Origin of the sequence: Kitasatospora purpeofusca (genome assembly GCF_042691725.1) — a bacterium.
Taxonomy (GTDB): domain Bacteria; phylum Actinomycetota; class Actinomycetes; order Streptomycetales; family Streptomycetaceae; genus Kitasatospora; species Kitasatospora purpeofusca_B.
Map to the genome: position 1 here is coordinate 8,685,570 of NZ_CP170483.1, position 17,930 is coordinate 8,703,499.

Annotated in this window: 14 protein-coding genes and 2 pseudogenes; 5 read left to right on the forward strand and 11 right to left on the reverse strand. The window is 74.9% G+C overall.

Annotation, left to right across the window (positions count from 1 at the left end):
* Positions 1-27: 27 nt before the first annotated feature.
* Positions 28-1,272, reverse strand: a complete 1,245-nt coding sequence (locus ACFCLZ_RS37205; RefSeq protein WP_380282338.1) for an MFS transporter — start codon at positions 1,270-1,272, stop codon at positions 28-30.
* A gap of 127 nt (positions 1,273-1,399) precedes the next feature.
* On the opposite strand from ACFCLZ_RS37205, the gene ACFCLZ_RS37210 reads away from it, so the two are divergent.
* Both ACFCLZ_RS37210 and ACFCLZ_RS37215 read left to right on the forward strand, forming a co-directional pair.
* On the forward strand, positions 1,400-2,335 hold the full coding sequence (locus ACFCLZ_RS37210) for a LysR family transcriptional regulator (protein WP_380282339.1): 936 nt from the start codon (positions 1,400-1,402) through the stop codon (positions 2,333-2,335).
* A gap of 177 nt (positions 2,336-2,512) precedes the next feature.
* Positions 2,513-3,859, forward strand: a complete 1,347-nt coding sequence (locus ACFCLZ_RS37215) for a hypothetical protein (protein WP_380282340.1) — start codon at positions 2,513-2,515, stop codon at positions 3,857-3,859.
* A gap of 52 nt (positions 3,860-3,911) precedes the next feature.
* Here ACFCLZ_RS37215 and pflA read toward each other — a convergent pair whose 3' ends face one another.
* From pflA to ACFCLZ_RS37240, 5 genes are all read right to left on the reverse strand, one after another.
* Positions 3,912-4,667, reverse strand: a complete 756-nt coding sequence (gene pflA / locus ACFCLZ_RS37220; protein ID WP_380282341.1) for a pyruvate formate-lyase-activating protein — start codon at positions 4,665-4,667, stop codon at positions 3,912-3,914.
* An 89-nt stretch (positions 4,668-4,756) separates the two neighbouring features.
* Positions 4,757-7,033, reverse strand: a complete 2,277-nt coding sequence (pflB, locus tag ACFCLZ_RS37225; protein ID WP_380282342.1) for a formate C-acetyltransferase — start codon at positions 7,031-7,033, stop codon at positions 4,757-4,759.
* A 25-nt stretch (positions 7,034-7,058) separates the two neighbouring features.
* On the reverse strand, positions 7,059-9,707 hold the full coding sequence (gene adhE, locus ACFCLZ_RS37230; RefSeq protein ID WP_380282343.1) for a bifunctional acetaldehyde-CoA/alcohol dehydrogenase: 2,649 nt from the start codon (positions 9,705-9,707) through the stop codon (positions 7,059-7,061).
* A 158-nt stretch (positions 9,708-9,865) separates the two neighbouring features.
* Positions 9,866-10,738 (reverse strand): universal stress protein, encoded by an 873-nt coding sequence (locus tag ACFCLZ_RS37235; RefSeq protein ID WP_380282344.1) that lies wholly within the window; start codon positions 10,736-10,738, stop codon positions 9,866-9,868.
* Between the two features lie 62 nt (positions 10,739-10,800).
* Complete coding sequence (locus ACFCLZ_RS37240; protein WP_380282345.1) at positions 10,801-11,172, reverse strand: hypothetical protein; 372 nt, start codon at positions 11,170-11,172, stop codon at positions 10,801-10,803.
* Between the two features lie 216 nt (positions 11,173-11,388).
* Between ACFCLZ_RS37240 and ACFCLZ_RS37245 the strand changes: the two genes are divergently transcribed.
* Together ACFCLZ_RS37245 and ftsH are read left to right on the forward strand one after the other, a co-directional pair.
* Positions 11,389-12,153 (forward strand): HPF/RaiA family ribosome-associated protein, encoded by a 765-nt coding sequence (locus ACFCLZ_RS37245; protein WP_380282346.1) that lies wholly within the window; start codon positions 11,389-11,391, stop codon positions 12,151-12,153.
* 132 nt (positions 12,154-12,285) lie between these two features.
* Positions 12,286-14,217 carry an ATP-dependent zinc metalloprotease FtsH gene (gene ftsH, locus ACFCLZ_RS37250; protein ID WP_380282347.1) on the forward strand — a complete coding sequence of 644 codons (1,932 nt, stop codon included), beginning with the start codon at positions 12,286-12,288 and terminating at the stop codon, positions 14,215-14,217.
* 330 nt (positions 14,218-14,547) lie between these two features.
* On the opposite strand, the gene ACFCLZ_RS37255 is transcribed toward ftsH, so the two are convergent.
* From ACFCLZ_RS37255 to ACFCLZ_RS37275, 5 genes and pseudogenes are all read right to left on the reverse strand, one after another.
* Positions 14,548-15,081 (reverse strand): flavodoxin family protein, encoded by a 534-nt coding sequence (locus ACFCLZ_RS37255; protein WP_380282348.1) that lies wholly within the window; start codon positions 15,079-15,081, stop codon positions 14,548-14,550.
* A 33-nt stretch (positions 15,082-15,114) separates the two neighbouring features.
* Entirely contained in the window at positions 15,115-15,441 is a 327-nt protein-coding gene (locus tag ACFCLZ_RS37260; RefSeq protein ID WP_380282349.1) for a hypothetical protein, read from the reverse strand.
* A 93-nt stretch (positions 15,442-15,534) separates the two neighbouring features.
* Entirely contained in the window at positions 15,535-16,422 is an 888-nt protein-coding gene (locus ACFCLZ_RS37265) for a universal stress protein (protein WP_380282350.1), read from the reverse strand.
* Between the two features lie 107 nt (positions 16,423-16,529).
* Positions 16,530-16,994, reverse strand: a pseudogene (locus ACFCLZ_RS37270) (nicotinate phosphoribosyltransferase); the annotation flags it as partial.
* Positions 16,995-17,056: 62 nt separating this feature from the next.
* Positions 17,057-17,308: a DUF1918 domain-containing protein gene (locus tag ACFCLZ_RS37275; protein WP_380282351.1), complete on the reverse strand. Its 252-nt coding sequence runs from the start codon at positions 17,306-17,308 to the stop codon at positions 17,057-17,059.
* 126 nt (positions 17,309-17,434) lie between these two features.
* Between ACFCLZ_RS37275 and ACFCLZ_RS37280 the strand changes: the two are divergent.
* Positions 17,435-17,683 (forward strand): annotated as a pseudogene (locus ACFCLZ_RS37280) (phosphoketolase); the annotation flags it as partial.
* Positions 17,684-17,930: the final 247 nt, after the last annotated feature.

Below are 17,930 nucleotides of genomic sequence, written 5' to 3' on the forward strand. Positions count from 1 at the left end.
GGCGGCAGGTGCGGGCGGCGCGGTGCGTCACGCGCGGCCGGGGGACGGTTGCGGCTCGGGCAGCGGCGTCCGGTCGTGGCGCGGAAGCAGGAGCGGGCTGGCCAGGATGAGCAGTCCCGCGACCGCGATGGCGGCGCGTGGGCCGGTGACGCCGGCGAGCAGCCCGCCGAGCGCGGTGAGGACGGCGATGGACGCCTGCTGGGCGACCGACCAGGCCGACAGGGTGCGGGCGACGAGCTGCTTGGGCGTGTGTTCGAGCCGGTAGGCGGCGAGCACCGGGTTGTACAGGCTCATGTTGACGATGATCGCCAGCTCGACGGCGATCACGGTGACCAGGCCGACCACGCCGGGGCGGACGAGGACCAGGCCGATCAGCCACACCGCGCGCAGGGTGCCGACGGTCCGGAACACCCGGTGGCGGCCGTGGCGGGCCACCACCCGGGCGGCCAGCCGGGAGCCGACCAGCCCGCCGAGGCAGGGGACGGCGAAGGCGAGGCCGTACTGCCAGGGCGCGAACCCGAGCCGGCCGAGCAGGAGTACCGCCAGCAGCGGTTCGGTGGCCATGATCAGCCCGGAGACGAGCATGTTGTTGAGGCACAGCGCCCGCAGGACGGGTTCGCCCATGAGATGCCGCCAGCCCTCCAGCACGGCGCCCGCCCGGACCCGGTTCCCGCCGGCCGGTCGCGGCGCCTCCTCCCGGCCCCGGATCGCGCTGATCCCGAGCGCGGAGAGCAGGTAGCTGCACGCGTCGGCCACCACCGTGGTGACCGGACCGAACAGGCCGATCGCCGCCCCGCCCAGCGGCGGTCCGATCGCGATGGCGCTCCAGTTCGTCGACTCGAACCGCGCGTTGGCCACCAGCAGGTCCTCCGGCCGGACGAGGGCCTTGAGCTGGGCGCCGCTGGCCGCGTTGAACGCGATCCTGGCGGCGGCGACCACGGCGGAGACCGCCAGCAGCTGCGCGAAGCCGAGCCGGCCGAGGGCGTAGGCGACCGGGATCGACGCCATGGCGGCGCACCGGACCAGGTCCGTCGCGATCATGACCGGGCGCTTGCGCCGGAACTCCACCCACGGCGCGAGCGGCACCGCGATCAGCGCGCCGACCGCGGGCCCCACCGCGGACAGCGCGGACACCTCGGCGGGACCGGCGTGCACCACCAGGACGGCGATCAGCGGTAACGCCCCGAACCCCAGCCCGGACCCGTAGGCGCTCGCCGCGTAGGCCGCCCACAGCCAGCCGAACTCCCGGCCCAGCGCTCTTCTGCCCGTCATGCCCCGCACCCTCCCCTGGACAAACACCTGTTGACCGGTGAGAGCTAACCGGCCCGGAGAAGGAGAGGTCAAACAACCGGATCACCCGATCCGCACAACCTCTGGTTGTTCACTAGAGTGGGCCGGCATGGACCTCGAAGCCGTACGCACCTTCGCCGCCGTCGCGGAGGCGGGCCAGTTCCAGAAGGCCGCCGCCGACCTGTCGATCACCCAGCAGGCCGTCTCCAAGCGCATCGCCGCGCTGGAGCGCGACCTCGGCGTACGGCTGTTCGACCGCACCCCCCGCGGCGCCGAGCCCACCATCGACGGGCAGGCGTTCCTGCCGCACGCGCGCGAGCTGCTGCGCGTCGCCGAGCGTGCGGTGGCCTCCGTGCACGCCGGCCGCCGGCCGCTGCGCATCGACGTGATCAGCTCGCGCGGCGCCGGCTCGGGCCTGCTGCGCGACTTCCACCGCGCCCACCCCGGGACCGAGCTGGACGTGTTGATGCTGCTGGAGATCGAGGCCGCCGTCGACGCCATCCGGTCCGGGGCGATCGACGCCTCCTTCCGGGCCGTCGCCATGCCCGGCCGGCGCCTTCCCGAGGACATCGCGTCCGTCCGGGTGGTCGACGAGCCGCTCCAGCTCCTCACCGGCCCCGGCCACGCGCTGGCGGGCGCCCGGTCGGTGACCCTCGCCCGGCTCGCGGGGCACCGGATCTGGATGCCGGGCCTGCTGCCCGGCAGCGAGTGGGCCGCCTACTACGACGACCTGGTCGCCGAGTTCGGGCTCACCATCGAGGCGACCGGGCCCAACTTCGGCTCCGACGCGCTGCTCGACACCGTCGCCGACACCCCGGCCCTGGCCACCTTCATGGGCGGGCTCACCCGCCTCGTCTGGCCCGCCGGCCACGGGCTGCGCCTCGTCCCGGTCACCGACCCCGTGCCCGTCTACCCGCACGCGCTGCTCTGGCACCGCGACAACCCCCACCCGGCCCTGACCGCCCTGCGCGCCCACCTCGCCACGGCGGCGCCCGCCCCCGACGCCCCCGGCACCTGGCGCCCGGCCTGGGTGCTCCCGCACTGAGCGGTCCGTCGCTCCGCCGGTCCGCCGACCGCCGGGATTCACCGGCGGCGTATTCTCCGGCCGCTTTTCACCCGCACGGTTGACCGCCGGCGGCATCCGGCGCTTGGCTCTCCCCGGGCCCGCCGACACGGGGAGCAGCGGCGGGCCGGACCGACCATCCGGGGAGGACGCATCACCATGGAACCGACGAACCGCACGGCCCGTACCCGCCGGGCAGCCCGCGCCGCCTGCGTGCTCGCGGTGGCCGCGGCCGTCGCCGCCACCGCCGCGCCCGCGCAGGCCGCTCCCGCGTGGGGCCCCACCGTCCAGGTCGACCTCGGCACGGACGGCGCCCGGGCGGACCACCAGTCCCTGAGCGTGGGCATCAGCGGCAACGGCCGCTACGCGCTGTTCGGCTCCTCCGCGACGAACCTGCTGGCGGGCACCGAAGCCCCCGCCTACGGCCTGTACGTGCGCGACCTGCGCACCGGCCGGACCGAGCTCGTCAGCCGCGCCGAGGACGGCACCCCGGTGGCCAACGCCGGCGAGACGGCGGGGATCAGCGGCGACGGCCGCTACATCGCGTTCTCCGGCGAGGCGAACGGGGTGTTCAACGTCTACGTCCGCGACCGCGTCAAGGGCCGCACCCAGCTCCTCACCACCGGTACCGCCTCCGGCCCGGGGGAGGGCGACCACGGCGCCTACCAGCCGGCCATCAGCGCCGACGGCCGGCGCGTCGCCTTCATGTCGGCCCGCGCCGACGTCGTGTCCGGCGCCCCCGTCATCCCGGAGACGCGGAACGTCTACGTCACGGACCGGGTCACCGGTGCCACCCGCCTGGTCAGCGTCGGAGCCGACGGACAGGCCGCCGACGGCCCGTCCGAGAACCCGACGATCAGCGCGGACGGCCGGACGGTCGGCTACAGCTCCAAGGCGACGAACCTCCTCCCGGCCGCGCCCGGGGACACCGCCGGTGTGCTCCGGCAGCGCTACACCACCCTGTACGCCACCGACCTGCACCGCGGCACCACCGTCGTGGCCGGCCTCGACCCCGCCGGAACGCCGGGGTCGGCCGACCGGGTGCTCACCCTCAGCCCCGACGGCCGCTACGCCGCCTACGCGCTCGCCGCGGCCCCGCTGCCGGGCGGCAAGTCCCGCACCGAGCTCTTCGTCAGCGACCTGCGGACCGGGCGGGTGAAGAGCATCCGGACGTCCGCCAATCCGGACGCGATCTGCTGGGGGAGCTCCGGGGCGGCCATCACCGCCGACGACCGCTGGATCTACTTCTCCGGCGGCTGCTCCGACACGATCATCCGCGCCGGCCAGGCACGGTTCGACCTCTACCGCCAGGACCTGACGACCGGTCGCACCGAGCTCCTCAGCACGGCCGCCGACGGCACGCAGCAGGACGGCGCCGCGATCGATCCGTTCGTCACCGACAACGGCCGCACGGTGCTGTTCTCCGACAGCAGCGGCAACCTCGTGCCCGGCGGCCCCGGCTCCAACGACTGGCACGTCTACGCCCGCTCGCTGGGCGGCAGGTGACCGGACGCCGGTGGGCCCGACACGGTGCCGGGCCCACCGGTCCGCCGGGTGGTCAGACGGCGTACAGGCCGTGGGCGGTGAACACGGCGCGGGCGGCGGCGATCTGCTCGGCGGTGGGGACCGGGGTGTCGGCGAGCGGGAAGTCCAGGCCGAGGGCGCGCCACTTGGCGGCGCCGAGCGTGTGGAAGGGCAGCACGTCGACGCGGCTGACGTTGCCGAGGGAGGCGGTGAAGGCGGCGACGCCCTCGATGTTCGCGGCGGGGTCGGTGAGGCCGGGGACGAGCACGAAGCGCACCCAGACCTCGGTGCCGAGGCCGGCCAGCCGGTGGGCGAAGTCCAGGGTGGGGGAGAGCCGGCGGCCGGTCACCTGCCGGTAGAGGGCGCGGTCCCAGGACTTGACGTCCAGCAGCACGAGATCGGTGTCGGCGAGCAGCGCGTCGTCGGCGCGGGCGCCGAGGTAGCCGGAGGTGTCCAGCGCGGTGTGCAGGCCCAGCTCGTGCTTGAACCGGTGCAGGAGTTCGCCGGTGAGGGCGGGCTGGAGGAGCGGCTCGCCGCCGCTGACGGTCGCGCCGCCGCCGGCGGCGTGGATGAAGGCGGTGTACTGGGCGGCCTCCCGGACGAGTTCGTCGGCGGTGACGGGGCGGCCGTCGCTCAGGTAGCGGGTGTCGGGGTTGTGGCAGTACTGGCAGCGCAGCGGGCAGCCGGCCAGGAAGGCGACGAAGCGGGTGCCCGGGCCGTCGACGCCGGTGGACACGTCCCAGGAGTGCAGCATGCCGGTCGCGGGGGCGGTGGGGGCGCCGTCGGTCATCGCGGTGGTTCCTCTCCAGCGGTACGGGACGCCGCCGGTGCCCGGAAGGCGGGGGCACCGGCGGCGCGCGGGGGCGGGGCGGGGGCGGGCTACAGCGCGTCGTGGAAGGTGCGGCCGATCACGTCGAGCTGCTGCTCCCGGGTCAGCCGGACGAAGTTGACCGCGTAGCCGCTGACCCGGATGGTCAGCTGCGGGTAGTTCTCCGGGTGGGCCATGGCGTCCAGCAGGGTCTCCCGGTTCAGGACGTTGACGTTCATGTGGAAGCCGCCGACGGCGGTGTAGCCGTCCAGCACGCCGACCAGGTTGGTGATCCGCTCCCCGGCGGTGCGGCCGAGCGCGTCCGGGGCGACGGTGTGGGTGAGCGAGATGCCGTCCTCGGCCTGCGCGTACGGGAGCTTGGCGACCGACAGGGCGCTGGCGACGTAGCCGTGGCGGTCGCGGCCGTTCATCGGGTTGGCGCCGGGCGAGAACGGCTCACCGGCCCGCCGCCCGTCCGGGGTGTTGCCGGTCTTCTTGCCGTACACCACGTTGGAGGTGATGGTGAGCACCGACTGCGTGTGCTCGGCGCCCCGGTAGGTCGGGTGCTTGCGCACCTTGCGCATGAACTCCTCGACCAGGTGCACCGCGATGGCGTCCACGCGGTCGTCGTTGTTGCCGAACGCGGGGTACTCGCCCTCGATCCGGTAGTCGGTGACCAGCCCGGTCGCGTCCCGCACCGGGGTGACCTTCGCGTACGTGATCGCCGACAGCGAGTCCGCCGCCACCGCGAGGCCCGCGATGCCGCAGGCCATGGTGCGCCGCACGTCCCGGTCGTGCAGCGCCATCTCCAGCCGCTCGTAGGCGTACTTGTCGTGCATGTAGTGGATGACGTTGAGCGCGTGCACGTACGTCTCGGCGAGCCACTCCAACTGCTCGTCGAAGCGCGCCATCACCTCGTCGCGGTCGAGCACCTCCGAGGTGATCGCCCCGGTGGCGGGGCCCACCTGCTCGCCCGACTTCTCGTCCCGGCCGCCGTTGATCGCGTAGAGCAGCGTCTTGGCGAGGTTGACCCGGGCGCCGAAGAACTGCATCTGCTTGCCGACCGCCATCGCGGAGACGCAGCAGGCGATCGCCGTGTCGTCGCCGAACCGCGGGCGCATCAGCTCGTCCGACTCGTACTGCACCGAGGAGGTGTCGATCGACACCCGGGCGCAGAACTCCTTGAAGCCCAGGGGCAGTCGGGGCGACCAGAAGACGGTCAGGTTGGGCTCGGGCGCCGGACCGAGGTTGTACAGGGTCTGCAGGTAGCGGAAGGAGGTCCGGGTGACCAGGGTGCGGCCGTCCGCGCCCATGCCGCCGATCGACTCGGTGACCCAGGTCGGGTCGCCGGAGAACAGCTCGTCGTACTCGGGGGTGCGCAGGAAGCGGACGATCCGCAGCTTGATGACGAAGTCGTCCACCAGCTCCTGGGCCTGCTCCTCGGTCAGCAGCCCGGCGGCGAGGTCGCGCTGCAGGTAGACGTCGAGGAAGGTCGAGGTGCGGCCGAGCGACATGGCCGCGCCGTTCTGCTCCTTCACCGCCGCCAGGTAGGCGAAGTACAGCCACTGGACGGCCTCCCGGCCGGTCGTGGCCGGGCCGGAGAGGTCGTACCCGTAGGCCGAGGCCATCTCCTTGAGCTCGCCCAGCGCCCGGACCTGCTCGGCGAGTTCCTCGCGTCCGCGGATCACCTCCTCCAGCCGCGCCGGATCGGCGGGGGCGGCGTCCAGCTCCGCCTTCTCGGCGAGCTTCACCGCGACCAGCCGGTCCACGCCGTAGAGGGCGACCCGGCGGTAGTCGCCGATGATCCGGCCGCGCCCGTAGGCGTCCGGCAGGCCGGTGACGACGCCGGCCTTGCGGGCGGCCCGGATCTCGGGGGTGTAGGCGTCGAACACCCCGGCGTTGTGCGTCTTGCGGTACTCGGTGAAGACCTTCTCCAGCCCGGGGTCGACCGGGTAGCCGTAGGTCTTCAGCGCGCCCGCGACCATCCGCCAGCCGCCGTTGGGCATGATCGCCCGCTTGAGCGGGGCGTCGGTCTGCAGGCCGACGATCAGCTCCCGCTCCCGGTCGATCCAGCCGGGCGCGTGCGCGGTGATGGTGGACGGGACGTCGTAGGAGACGTCGTGGACGCCCTTGGCGCGCTCCTCGGGGAAGCGCTCGGTGATCCGCCGCCAGACCGCGAGGGTCCGCTCGGTGGGGCCGGCCAGGAAACCGGCGTCGCCCTCGTACGGGGTGTAGTTGCGCTGGACGAAGTCGCGCACGTCGACGGCGTCCTGCCAGGGGCCGGCGGCGAAGCCGTCCCAGGCACCGGCCTCGGCCGGGGCGGTCCGGGTCTGCTGCGAGGTGGTCATCTCGGTGTCTCCCTTTCCCAGGCCCTCAGGCCTGGTCGCCGTAGTAGGCCTGGCGCATCAGCCGCTGCATGTCGGCGAGCAGCGGCATCCGGGGGTTGGCGGGGGCGCACTGGTCCTCGTAGGCGTTCATCGCCTGCCGGGGCAGGGCCGCCAGGAAGGCCTCCTCGTCGACGCCCGCGTCCTTGAAGGAGCGCGGGATGCCGACCTGGTCGCGCAGCTCCTCGACCGCCGCCGCGAGCGACTCCACGCCCTGCTCCGGGGTGGCGGCCGGCAGACCGAGCATCCGGGCGATCGTCTGGTAGCGCTCCGGGGCCACGTAGCTGCGGTACTTGGGCCAGCCGGTGACCTTCGCCGGGGCCGAGCCGTTCCAGCGGATCACGTGCGGCAGCAGCAGCGCGTTGGTCCGCCCGTGGGCGACGTGGAAGGTGGCGCCCAGGGTGTGGGCCATGGCGTGCACGGCGCCCAGGAAGGCGGAGCCGAAGGCCATCCCGGCGATCGTCCCGGCGTTGTGCATCCGCTCCCGGGCCTCCGGGTCCTGCGGGCCGGCGGTCACGGCCCGTTCCAGGTTCTCGAAGATCAGCCGGACGCCCTGCAGCGCCAGGCCGTCGGTGAAGTCGTTGGCGTAGACCGAGACGTAGGTCTCGATGCAGTGGGTCAGGGCGTCGAACCCGGTGTCGGCGGTGACGTCCGCGGGCAGCCGGGTGGTGAGCGCCGGGTCGACGATCGCCACGCTCGGGGTGAGCGCGTAGTCGGCGAGCGGGTACTTCTGGCCGGTCGCGGTGTCGGTGATCACCGCGAACGGGGTGACCTCGCTGCCGGTGCCCGAGGTGGTCGGGATGCACACCAGCCTCGCCTTCTCCCCGAGGTCCGGGAAGGTGAAGGCGCGCTTGCGGATGTCGAAGAACTTCTCCTTGAGGTCGGCGAACTCCACCTCCGGGTGCTCGTACATCAGCCACATCACCTTGGCCGCGTCCATCGGCGAGCCGCCGCCGAGCGCGATGATGGTGTCCGGCTCGAACTCCCGCATCAGCTCCGCGCCCCGGCGCACCGTGTCGATGCTCGGATTGGGCTCGACGTAGTCGACGACCCGCACCTCGACCGGCTCCCGGCGCCGGTCCAGCACGCCCCGGATCCGCTCCAGGTGGCCGATCGCCACCATGGTGTGGTCGGTGACCACCACGACCCGGTGCGCGTTCGGCATGCTCGCCAGGTACTTGACGGAGTTGCGCTCGAAGAAGATCTTCGGCGGGACCTTGAACCACTGCATGTTGGTGTTGCGCCGCCCGATCCGTTTGATGTTCACCAGGTTCAGGGCCGAGACGTTGCCCGCCACCGAGTTGTGCCCGTAGCTGCCGCAGCCCAGGGTCAGCGAGGGCGTGAACGCGTTGTAGACGTCGCCGATGCCGCCCTGCGAGCTGGGCGCGTTCCAGATGATCCGGCAGGCCTTGACCGCGTGCCCGAACTCCTCGGTGAACGCCGCGTCCTCGGTGTGCACCGCCGCCGAGTGCCCGAGCCCGTCGAACTCCACCATGGCGGCGGCCAGTTCGACGCCCTCCCGGCGGGAGCCGGCGGTCAGCACGGCGAGCACCGGGCAGAGCTTCTCCCGGGTCAGCGGCTCGGCCGGCCCGACCCGCTCGCAGTCGGCCAGGATCACCGAGGTGTCGGCCGGCACCTCGAAGCCGGCCGCCGCCGCGATCTCGGCGGCGGTGCGGCCGACCGCCTCGGCGTTCAGCTTCGCGCCCGCGCAGGAGACCCCGTCCCCCACACCGAACAGGTACCGCTCCAGCAGCGCCTTCTCCTCGGCGCTCGCGTGGTGCGCCTTCAGCCGGCGGAACTCCGCGAGCGCGGCGTCGCGGATCTCCGCGTCCAGGATCACCGCCTGCTCGGAGGCGCAGATCATGCCGTTGTCGAAGGTCTTCGACAGCACGATGTCGTTCACCGCCCGCCGCAGGTCCGCGCTGCGCTCGACGTACGCCGGCACGTTGCCCGCGCCGACGCCCAGCGCGGGCTTGCCGCAGCTGTAGGCGGCCCGCACCATCCCGTTGCCGCCGGTGGCGAGGATCGTCGCCACCCCCGGGTGGCGCATCAGCGCGTCGGTGGCCGCCATCGACGGCTCCTCGATCCACTGGACGCAGTGCTCCGGCGCCCCGGCCGCCACCGCCGCGTCGCGCACGATCCGGGCCGCCTCGGCCGAGCAGCGCTGCGCCGCCGGGTGGAAGGCGAAGACGATCGGGTTGCGGGTCTTGAGCGCGAGGAGCGCCTTGAAGATCGTGGTGGAGGTCGGGTTGGTGACCGGGGTGATGCCCGCGACCACGCCGACCGGTTCGGCGATCTCCACGATGCCGTCGATCTCGTCCCGGCGCACCACCCCGACGGTCTTCGTCCGGGCCATCACATGGGTGACGTTCTCGCAGGCGAAGACGTTCTTGACGGCCTTGTCCTCGAACAGGCCCCGCCCGGTCTCCTCCACCGCCAGCGCGGCGAGCCCGGTGTGCTGGGCCAGCGCGGCCAGCGAGGCCTTCCTGACGATGTGGTCGATCTGCTCCTGGGTGAAGGAGGCGTACTCCTCCAGGGCGGTGAGGGCGGCGGCGACCAGCCCGTCGACGCTGACGGGTGGGGTGGGAAGAACGCTCGTGGGCGACGGCTGCGCGTCGCGCTGCGGGCGGGTCGTCATGCTGGACTGCCTTTCCGGTCATCGTCCGACATCGGGCGCCGTGGGCGCCTTCGGTTCCAGGTTCCTTGCCCGGGCGCCGGCGGGGATCCGCCCATCGGGACCTGTCCGCGGTCCGAAGGTCCCTTCCGCGGAGGGTGGTTGGTCCCGGTGCGGCCGGCTCAGTGGTGCGGCACGACCGCGACCGGGGCGTGCGCGTGGTGGAGCACCGACTGGACCACCGGCCCGAGGTGGGGCCCGGTCAGCGGGACCCTGGCGGTGCGCCGGCCGAGGACCACCAGCGAGGCGCTGCGGGAGGCCTCCACCAGCACCCGGCCCGCGCTCCAGGGGCACACCTCGACCTCCACCCGGACCTGCGGGAACTTGTCCTGCCAGCGGGCCAGCGCGTCGCGCAGCCGCACCTGCTCGGCGGCGGCCAGCGACTCCCTGATCTCCGCCTGCTCGACCGGCGCCCGCGTGGTGTAGCCGTCGTGCGAGGTGGTCCGGCTCTCCACCGCCCGCAGCCGGGCACCGAGGTCGGCAGCCCGCTGGAAGGCGAACTCCAGCACGGCGTCGCACGGCCGGTCGCCCTCCACGCCCACCACGACGTCGGCCGGCGCGGCGCCGGCCGACGCGTCCTGCCGGTCGGCCTCGGCGCGGACCAGGACGACGGGGGCGAGGGAACGGGCGGCGGTCCGCAGTCCGACCGAGCCGACCAGCAGGCCGGTGAACCCGCCGAGGCCGCGCGAGCCCAGCACCAGCAGCTCCGCCCGTCCGCTCGCGGCGGCCAGGGTGTAGGCCGGGTGCCCGGGCTGGACCTCGCAGGTGACGTCCAGCCCGGGCCAGGCCGCGGCGGTCCCGTCGCAGATCTCGGCCACCCGCCCGGGCAGCGCCGGGCCGCCGCCGAGGTCGCGCTCCAGGGCGTCGGCCTCCGTCCCGGCCACATGGATCATCCGCAGGGCGAGCCCGCGCCGGTGCGCCTCGCGGGCGGCCCACTCGGCCGCCGCCGCGCTCTGCACCGAACCGTCGATCCCCACCGTCACGTTGTGCGTCATGTCCGCGACCTCCCCGGTCCCCGGCGGCCCGCGCCACCGGTGTGCGCGATCCCGTCCGGCCTTCAGCCTCCCGCCCGGACGGCGGCCCGCCCCAGGGTCCGAGCAGCCCCATCCGGCCGCCGAAGGTCCCGGGCCGGGTGCGCCTTCCGGGCCGTCCCCGGAGCGCCTCGGACGGTGGCGGCCGGGGCGTCCGGCAGCAGCCGGCCGGTGACGAGTTCGGGCCGGATCCGGATCGCGACCCGGTCCGACGGGCGGGCGTCCGGTGCGGTCGGCCCGTCCCGGCCGACGGCGTCCGCCGAGACGTCCGCCCGGCCCAGCACGGTCACGCTCCACCCGGACCCGTCCGCCCCGTCGACCTCGCCCGCCTCGAACGCCACCAGCGCGCCGGGGACCGCCGGCGCCGGCTCGGAGCGGGCGGCGGCGCTGAGCAGCACGCTGCCGCCCCGTCCGAGCCGGTAGCGGACCGGCAGGACGGCCGGCAGCGCCCGGTGCCCGGGACCCTCGGTGCCCGGGCACCGGGACCGGTGGCGGCCGCGAGGGGGTCCTCCGGCCCTGCCCCCCGGTGCCCGGCCCCCGGAGGATCGGTGCCACGAACACGGCGACCCGGTCGGCGTGTTCGTCTCCCGGCGCCTTCTGGAAAGGACGTTCCGATGAACCCGCTGCAGAGCCCCCCGGCCGTCGAGATCAGGGTGACGACCCGCGGCGCGGTCTCCCTGGCCGCGCCCGACTACGCCCGCGCCAAGCTGGAGGCCGTGCTCCGCCGGATCCACGAACCCGTCCTCGCGGTGCGGGTGAAGCTCACCCAGGAGCCGCACCACTCGGTGGTCCGCCCGTCCGTCGCCCAGGCCGTGGTGGACCTGAACGGCCGCCCGGTCCGCGCCCAGGTCGCGGCCGCCACCATGCAGGAGGCCGTCGACCGGCTCCAGGACCGCCTGGCCGCCAAGGTCGGGAAGGTGGGCAGGCGCCACCACACGAGCGCCTGGGTGGACCGACGCGGTGAGGAGCACAGCCCCCAGCACGTCGAGCGGGCCACCTCCGAGCGGCGGATCGTGCGGCACAAGACCTACGGCCTCGCCCGGCAGGGCACCTGGGCGGCGGTGCTCGACCTGGAGGCGATGGACTACGCGTTCCACCTGTTCACGGACGCCCGGAGCGCCGCCGACAGCGTGGTCTACCGCGACGACCGCACCGGCACCCACCGGATCGCCTCGGCCGGCACCCCCGCCGACCCGGCCCCCGGCCTGACCGTCAGCACCGCCGCCGTACCGGAACTCACGGTGGCCGGGGCGGTGGAACGCCTGGACCTCTCGGGCCTGCCGTTCGTCTTCTTCACGGACGCGGCCACCGGACGCGGCAACGTCCTCTACCACCGCTACGACGGCCACTACGGTCTGATCACCCCCGCCCAGGACTGAGCGGGCCCCTACCCGGGCGACGACGGCCCGGTGTCACGGAGCGTGGCACCGGGCCGTCGTCGTGCCCCGGGCGGGCCGGACGGCCCTGCCCGCGGCCCGCGAGGTGGCGGACCATGGAGGCGGAGGCACGAGATGACCACACGCGATCGCTTCCCCGCCCGGCACCCGACCGGCAGGGCGAAGCCGGGACTGCCGCCCGACCCCCCGAAGCCCGCCGGGCGGCCACCGGGACTGCCGCCCTCGGGCCTGCGGCGCTGGCTGCTGCCGGTCCTCGTCGCGGTGACGCTGCTCCTCGTCCTGGTGACCCGGGTCCCGTCCGGCACGGCCGACCGGTACTCGTACACCGACTTCACCGGCAGGGTCGGCGCGGGCCAGGTCAAGACGGTCGAGATCACCGACAAGGGCGCCGTCAGCGGCACGCTGAAGGACGGCACCAAGTTCACCACCCAGATCCCGACCGCGCTGGACAACAGCGGGCTCACCCGGCAGTTGCAGACCCAGCAGGTGGAGATCACGGCGAAGTCCACCGGCGGCGGCTCGGTGCTCACCACCCTGTTCGTCTTCCTGCCGCTGATCGTCCTGGTGGGGCTGTTCCTCTGGTCGGGGCGGGCGGCGAGCAAGGCGATGACCGGCGGTCTCAGTGCGATCGGGCGGTCCCGGGCGAAGATCATCGAGGCGGAGCGGCCGAACACCCGGTTCGCCGACGTCGCGGGCTACGAGGGGGTGAAGCAGGAGGTCAGCGAGGTCGTGGAGTACCTGCGCAGCCCCGAGCGGTACGCCGCCGCCGGGGCGAAGGGCCCGCGGGGGGTGATCATGGTCGGTCCGCCGGGTACGGGCAAGACGCTGCTGGCGCGCGCGGTCGCCGGGGAGGCCGAGGTGGCGTTCCTGTCGGTGACCGGGTCCGCGTTCGTGGAGATGTTCGTGGGCGTCGGCGCCTCCCGGGTCCGCGACCTGTTCGAGGAGGCGCGCAAGCGGGCGCCGTCGATCGTCTTCATCGACGAGATCGACGCCGTCGGTGCCCGCCGCGGTGGGGGAGCGCGGCTCGGAGGGAACGACGAGCGGGAGCAGACCCTCAACCAGCTCCTCGCCGAGATGGACGGCTTCGACCAGAGCGCCGGCATCGTGGTGCTCGCCGCGACCAACCGCCCCGACGCCCTCGACCCGGCCCTGCTGCGGCCCGGCCGCTTCGACCGGCAGGTCACGGTCCCGCTGCCGAACCAGGCCGAGCGGGCGGCCGTCCTCGCGGTGCACGCCCATGGCAAGACGCTGGCCGAGGACGTCGACCTGGGCCGCACCGCCAGGGCCACACCCGGGTTCTCCGGGGCGGACCTCGCCAACCTGGTGAACGAGGCCGCCATCAACGCCGTGCACGCCGGCCGCACCGTCATCACGGCGCTGGACCTGGACACCGCACGGGACCGGGTCCTGCTCGGTCGCCGGGAGCCCTCCAACGCCCTGCTCCCGGAGGAACGCCGCGCGGTCGCCGTCCACGAGTCCGGCCACGCCCTGATGGCCGCGCTCTGCGAGCACGCCGACCCGGTCGCCAAGGTCACCATCCTGCCCGCCGGCATGGCCCTCGGCGCGACCGAGCAACTTCCCGAAGCCGAACGGCACCTCTACAGCGAGGGGTACCTGGAGGACCTGCTGGCCGTCCAGCTCGGCGGCCGGGCGGCGGAACTGGTTGTCTTCGGCGAGGGTTCCAGCGGCGCCGCCAACGACCTCGCCAACGCGACCGTCGTCGCCACCCGCATGGTCCGCGAGTTCGGCCTCTCCGCCGCCCTGGGACCCGTCGGGTACGCGTCCGGCACGCCCCAGTACCTCGGCGAGTCCCTCGAGGACCGGCTGCGCCGTCCGTACTCCGAGCAGACCCAGCACGTGGTCGACGAGGAAGTGGCCCGGCTGCTGCGGCAGGCCGAGCAGCGGGCGGTGGACCTCCTGCGCGGCCACCGCCGGCACCTGGACGAGCTCGCCGGGCGGCTGATGGCGGAGGAGACGGTCGACGGGAAGGTCGTGCTCGCCGTCCTCGGTGCCGGGCAGCCGCCCACCTCGCTCCGCAAGCCGTAGAGCCCCTCCCCGGTCCCCCCGCGGGCCGGGACGGCGGCGTCCGCCGAACGCACCGGGGACACCGGTCCGGGGACGGGAGACTGAGCGGCAGGGCCCGGCCGCCCGCGCCGCCCGGCCCGCCCGCGAACTCCTGGTCTCCGGGGAGGCCGGTGCCGGTGGTCGGCTGCCCTGTGTCAGCCTGCGCCCGCAAGGCGGAGCCCGGAGGGGAAGGGACTTCCGTGCGGGGTGCGCATCGGCGTCGTGGCGGCGTCGGTGCTCATCACCGTTCCGTCCGTTCGACCACGGGGTTCCGGCGGGAGGGGGTCCCGCCCCGGCCTCCCGGGGCAGGTGTCAGACGAGGCCGGCGCCCCAGTCACGGGCGCGGTCCAGTTCGCCCGCGCGCAGCGGGCCGTCGACGCCCTCGACGACGAAGCCCTCGGGCTCGACGACGACGTCGTAGTGGTGGTGCGCGAGACGGTGGGCGATGCCCGGCGCCGCGCCGCCGCTGCCGGCGCCGGCGCCCCGGGTGTCGAAGGCGGCGGCGTGGGTGCCGGGTTCGATGTCGGGCAGGTGGCGGAACCAGGTGCGCAGGCCCTCGCCCTCGGCGGTCTCGTGGGCCTCCCGGGCGGCCTCCTCGTGGCCTTCCTTCTTGGCCTCCGCGCCGGCGGCCATCCGGCGGCTGAGACCGGAGGACATGCCGCGCATGTGGGTCGGGCCGCCGACCACCAGCAGGTCCGCGGACCGGGTGAGTTCGGCGGAGGCCTCGGCCACCGGCAGGCAGTCGACGGCCGCACCGGGGGCGGCCTCGTGGACGCCCTCGGCGATGGCCTCGGCGATCTCGCGGGTGTTGCCGTACATGCTCTCGTACACGATCACGGTGTGCATGGCTGTCACCTCTCGTCGGTGTTTCACCGGTCCTCACCTCCAGGCTGCCCCGGTGACCGGGGCCGGCGGGTGGGCCGTTCGGTCCCGCGCGCTCGCCGAACGGTCCCGGAGCAGCGGCCACCGCCGCACGCGCCGCCCCAGCACGACCGGGCCAGCCGTCGCCGAGGCGGCGGGCAGGGCGTCGGCGGGCGTGGCGTGCAGCAGCTCGGCCGTCGCGTCCACCTGCGGAAAGCGGTCCCGCCAGGTGGCCGGCAGGGCGTCCAGGAGGTCCCGGCCGACCGCCGGCAGGTCCCCCTCGGTGCCCTCGACCGCCGTGGCGGCCAGGTGCTCGCTGCCGATCGGCGGTTCCCGGCCGTGCACGATCCGCAGCCGGGCCGGGCGAAGGCCGGCGTGCCGTCGAATCCGACGACGACGGGTCCGTTCACGGCGGTCTCCCAGGGGGTTCGGCGGGGGTCAGCCGCCCTCCTCGGGCGGCATCGGGACGATGACGACCGGGCAGTGCGCGCGGCGGAGCAGCCCGTGCGGCACGGAGCCGAGCCGCATGCCGGTGAACCCGCCGCGGCCCCGCCGCCCGACCACGACGGCGAGCGCGTGCTCGGAGGCCCGGGCGATTTCCTCGACGGGGTGCCCGTGCAGCACCTCGTGGGTGAGGTGCACGCCGGGGTCCAGCGCGGGCAGGCCGGCCGTGGCCTCGAACAGCAGCCGCCGCAGTTCGGCCTCGGCCTCGTCCCGGTCGGGCCGCCCGCCGAGCGGGAGACGGCGCCGGACCAGCACGGCGCGCAGGTCGGCGTTCCGCCGGGAGGCGAGGTCGTGGGCGAACCGGACGGCGGCGGTCGAGGAGGGGCTGCCGTCCACGCCGGCCACGACGTACGGAGGCTCCTGGGTGACGTGCTCCGGGCCGGGGACCACGACCACCGGGCAGTGGGCCTGGGCGCTCACCGGGACGGTCACCGAGGCGAGGCTCAGCACCTCCTCGACCCGGCTCAGCCGCCGGGTGCCGAGGACGACCAGCGCGGCGTGCGCCGACTCCCGGCACAGCGCCGGCGCCGGCACGTCCTCCGCGACCACGGTGGTGACCGCCAGGCCCGGCTGCCGGGCGCGGGCCTCGGCGGCGGCCCGGTTGAGGGCCTCGTCGGCGCGTTCGCGCAGCGCCTTGCGGTACCGGCCCTCGTCGAACGGCCGGGACTCGCGGGCCACCGAGGGGACGGCGTGGACCAGCCGCAGCGGCAGCCCGCGGCGGGCCGCCTCGTCCGCGGCCCAGGCGGTGGCCATCGGGCCGGGGTCGGCGTCCACCCCGAGGACGACCGGGGTGCTTCCGTGGCCGGGGGTCGTGGCTGTCATGGCTCCTCCACACTCGTCGGCCCACCACCGGACGGTGGCGCCGTCGGGCCCCGTTCCCGTGCCGCGCGGGGCGCCGTGCGGCCGGGAGGGTCCACCGGCCCCGGGCGGGCGCGGGGCGCCGCCACGTTGCCCGTCCGGGCGAACCCGACCACGGCGCCCAGCCGGGCGGCCCGGTCGGCGGCCGGCACACCGTGCCTGCGCCGCAGGTACGACTCCACCAGCCGGGCCTCCGGCAGCGGGGCGGTGACCTCCGGGAGCGGCTCACCGGCGAGGAGGATCCGGCCCTCCGGGACCGCCCGGACCTCGCCCGTGAACCGCAGCCCCAGAAGCGGTTCCAGGTCCCGGTACGGGCGGCCCGGGGCGTCCGCGAACGCGGCGGCGTCCTCCTCGTCGACCCGGACGGCGGCCAGGTGGTCCGGCACGGCCTCGGGCCCGGCCGCCACCGGGAACCCGCGCTCGGGCGGCGGCGTGCGGACGAACAGGCCGAAGGTGGCCGGCGCGGTCATCCGCTCCCGCAGGCAGAAGAGCGCCATCGTCGCCTCGTAGAGATCCGTGACCTGGGCGTTCGACACGATCGGCTCCCTCGCTCAGTGGCCCGCGTCCGGGGCGGCCGGCAGGCGGTGCCCACGGGCGCTCAGTCGGCGAAGAGGTGGGGGCTGACCACGGCGGAGCCGTCGTCCTCCTCGTGCCGGTAGTGGTGGACCTGGGCGTCCGGGCCGGGCAGGTACTCCGTCACCCGGCCGGTGTCCGACCAGCGGACGTCGTAGGGCGGGGTCCCGTCCGGGTGGTGGAGGCCGACGATCTCGCCGTCCCGACGCACCGTGCCCGGCCGGGTGCTGCGGACGATGATGCGGTCCCCGACCGCGGCTCTCAGCTCGCCGTTCATCTCGTCCTCCTCGGGTGGTCCTCGCGGACGCGCGGATTTCGTCCCGCACCTCCATAGCACCACCATCGGCCCCGTCCGGCAGCGGCCGGCCGGCCCCGGCGGCGGGCCCGGCGAACCGCGACCCCCGACCAGCGCATCAAGTGGCCGCGCACCACCCGGGGGATCGCCTGGCGCGCCCCCATCGCCTCGCTCAACCACCTGCTCACCTCGCACGTCCGGCGCCAGGACCACAACGGCTTCTCCCACCAGGACCCGGCTTCGTCGACCGCGTCCTGAACAAGAGCCCCGAGGCCGTACGGGTCTGCTTCCCGCCGGACGCAGCCCTGCTTCGACTGGCTCACCCTGGACGAGGACCGCGTCCACTGCGCCCGCGGCGTGCCCTGCCCCGGCGGCCCCACCCGGCGCCCGGGCCGCCGTCCGACGGGGGCGGCCGCTGCAGGAGGTGTGGCACGTCCTCGCCGGGCGCCACCCCGCCGTGCGGCTGCACACCGAGGAGGTCCAGGACATCGCCACGTCGGCGCTCGGCCTCGGCGCTCGGCGCCGCCGCCGAGGACGCCGAACCGCTGGTGGTCGGCGCGCGCGGGTCGTCGGGACGGCGGCTTCGCCGGGCTGCGGGTCGGTT

Bases quoted from the DNA above. Each gene is read 5' to 3' on its own strand.
- ACFCLZ_RS37205 (WP_380282338.1), bottom strand. From the start codon at position 1,272: ATGACGGGCAGAAGAGCGCTGGGCCGGGAGTTCGGCTGGCTGTGGGCG.
- ACFCLZ_RS37210 (WP_380282339.1), top strand. From the start codon at position 1,400: ATGGACCTCGAAGCCGTACGCACCTTCGCCGCCGTCGCGGAGGCGGGC.
- ACFCLZ_RS37215 (WP_380282340.1), top strand. From the start codon at position 2,513: ATGGAACCGACGAACCGCACGGCCCGTACCCGCCGGGCAGCCCGCGCC.
- pflA (WP_380282341.1), bottom strand. From the start codon at position 4,667: ATGACCGACGGCGCCCCCACCGCCCCCGCGACCGGCATGCTGCACTCC.
- pflB (WP_380282342.1), bottom strand. From the start codon at position 7,033: ATGACCACCTCGCAGCAGACCCGGACCGCCCCGGCCGAGGCCGGTGCC.
- adhE (WP_380282343.1), bottom strand. From the start codon at position 9,707: ATGACGACCCGCCCGCAGCGCGACGCGCAGCCGTCGCCCACGAGCGTT.
- ACFCLZ_RS37235 (WP_380282344.1), bottom strand. From the start codon at position 10,738: ATGACGCACAACGTGACGGTGGGGATCGACGGTTCGGTGCAGAGCGCG.
- ACFCLZ_RS37245 (WP_380282346.1), top strand. From the start codon at position 11,389: ATGAACCCGCTGCAGAGCCCCCCGGCCGTCGAGATCAGGGTGACGACC.
- ftsH (WP_380282347.1), top strand. From the start codon at position 12,286: ATGACCACACGCGATCGCTTCCCCGCCCGGCACCCGACCGGCAGGGCG.
- ACFCLZ_RS37255 (WP_380282348.1), bottom strand. From the start codon at position 15,081: ATGCACACCGTGATCGTGTACGAGAGCATGTACGGCAACACCCGCGAG.
- ACFCLZ_RS37265 (WP_380282350.1), bottom strand. From the start codon at position 16,422: ATGACAGCCACGACCCCCGGCCACGGAAGCACCCCGGTCGTCCTCGGG.
- ACFCLZ_RS37275 (WP_380282351.1), bottom strand. From the start codon at position 17,308: ATGAACGGCGAGCTGAGAGCCGCGGTCGGGGACCGCATCATCGTCCGC.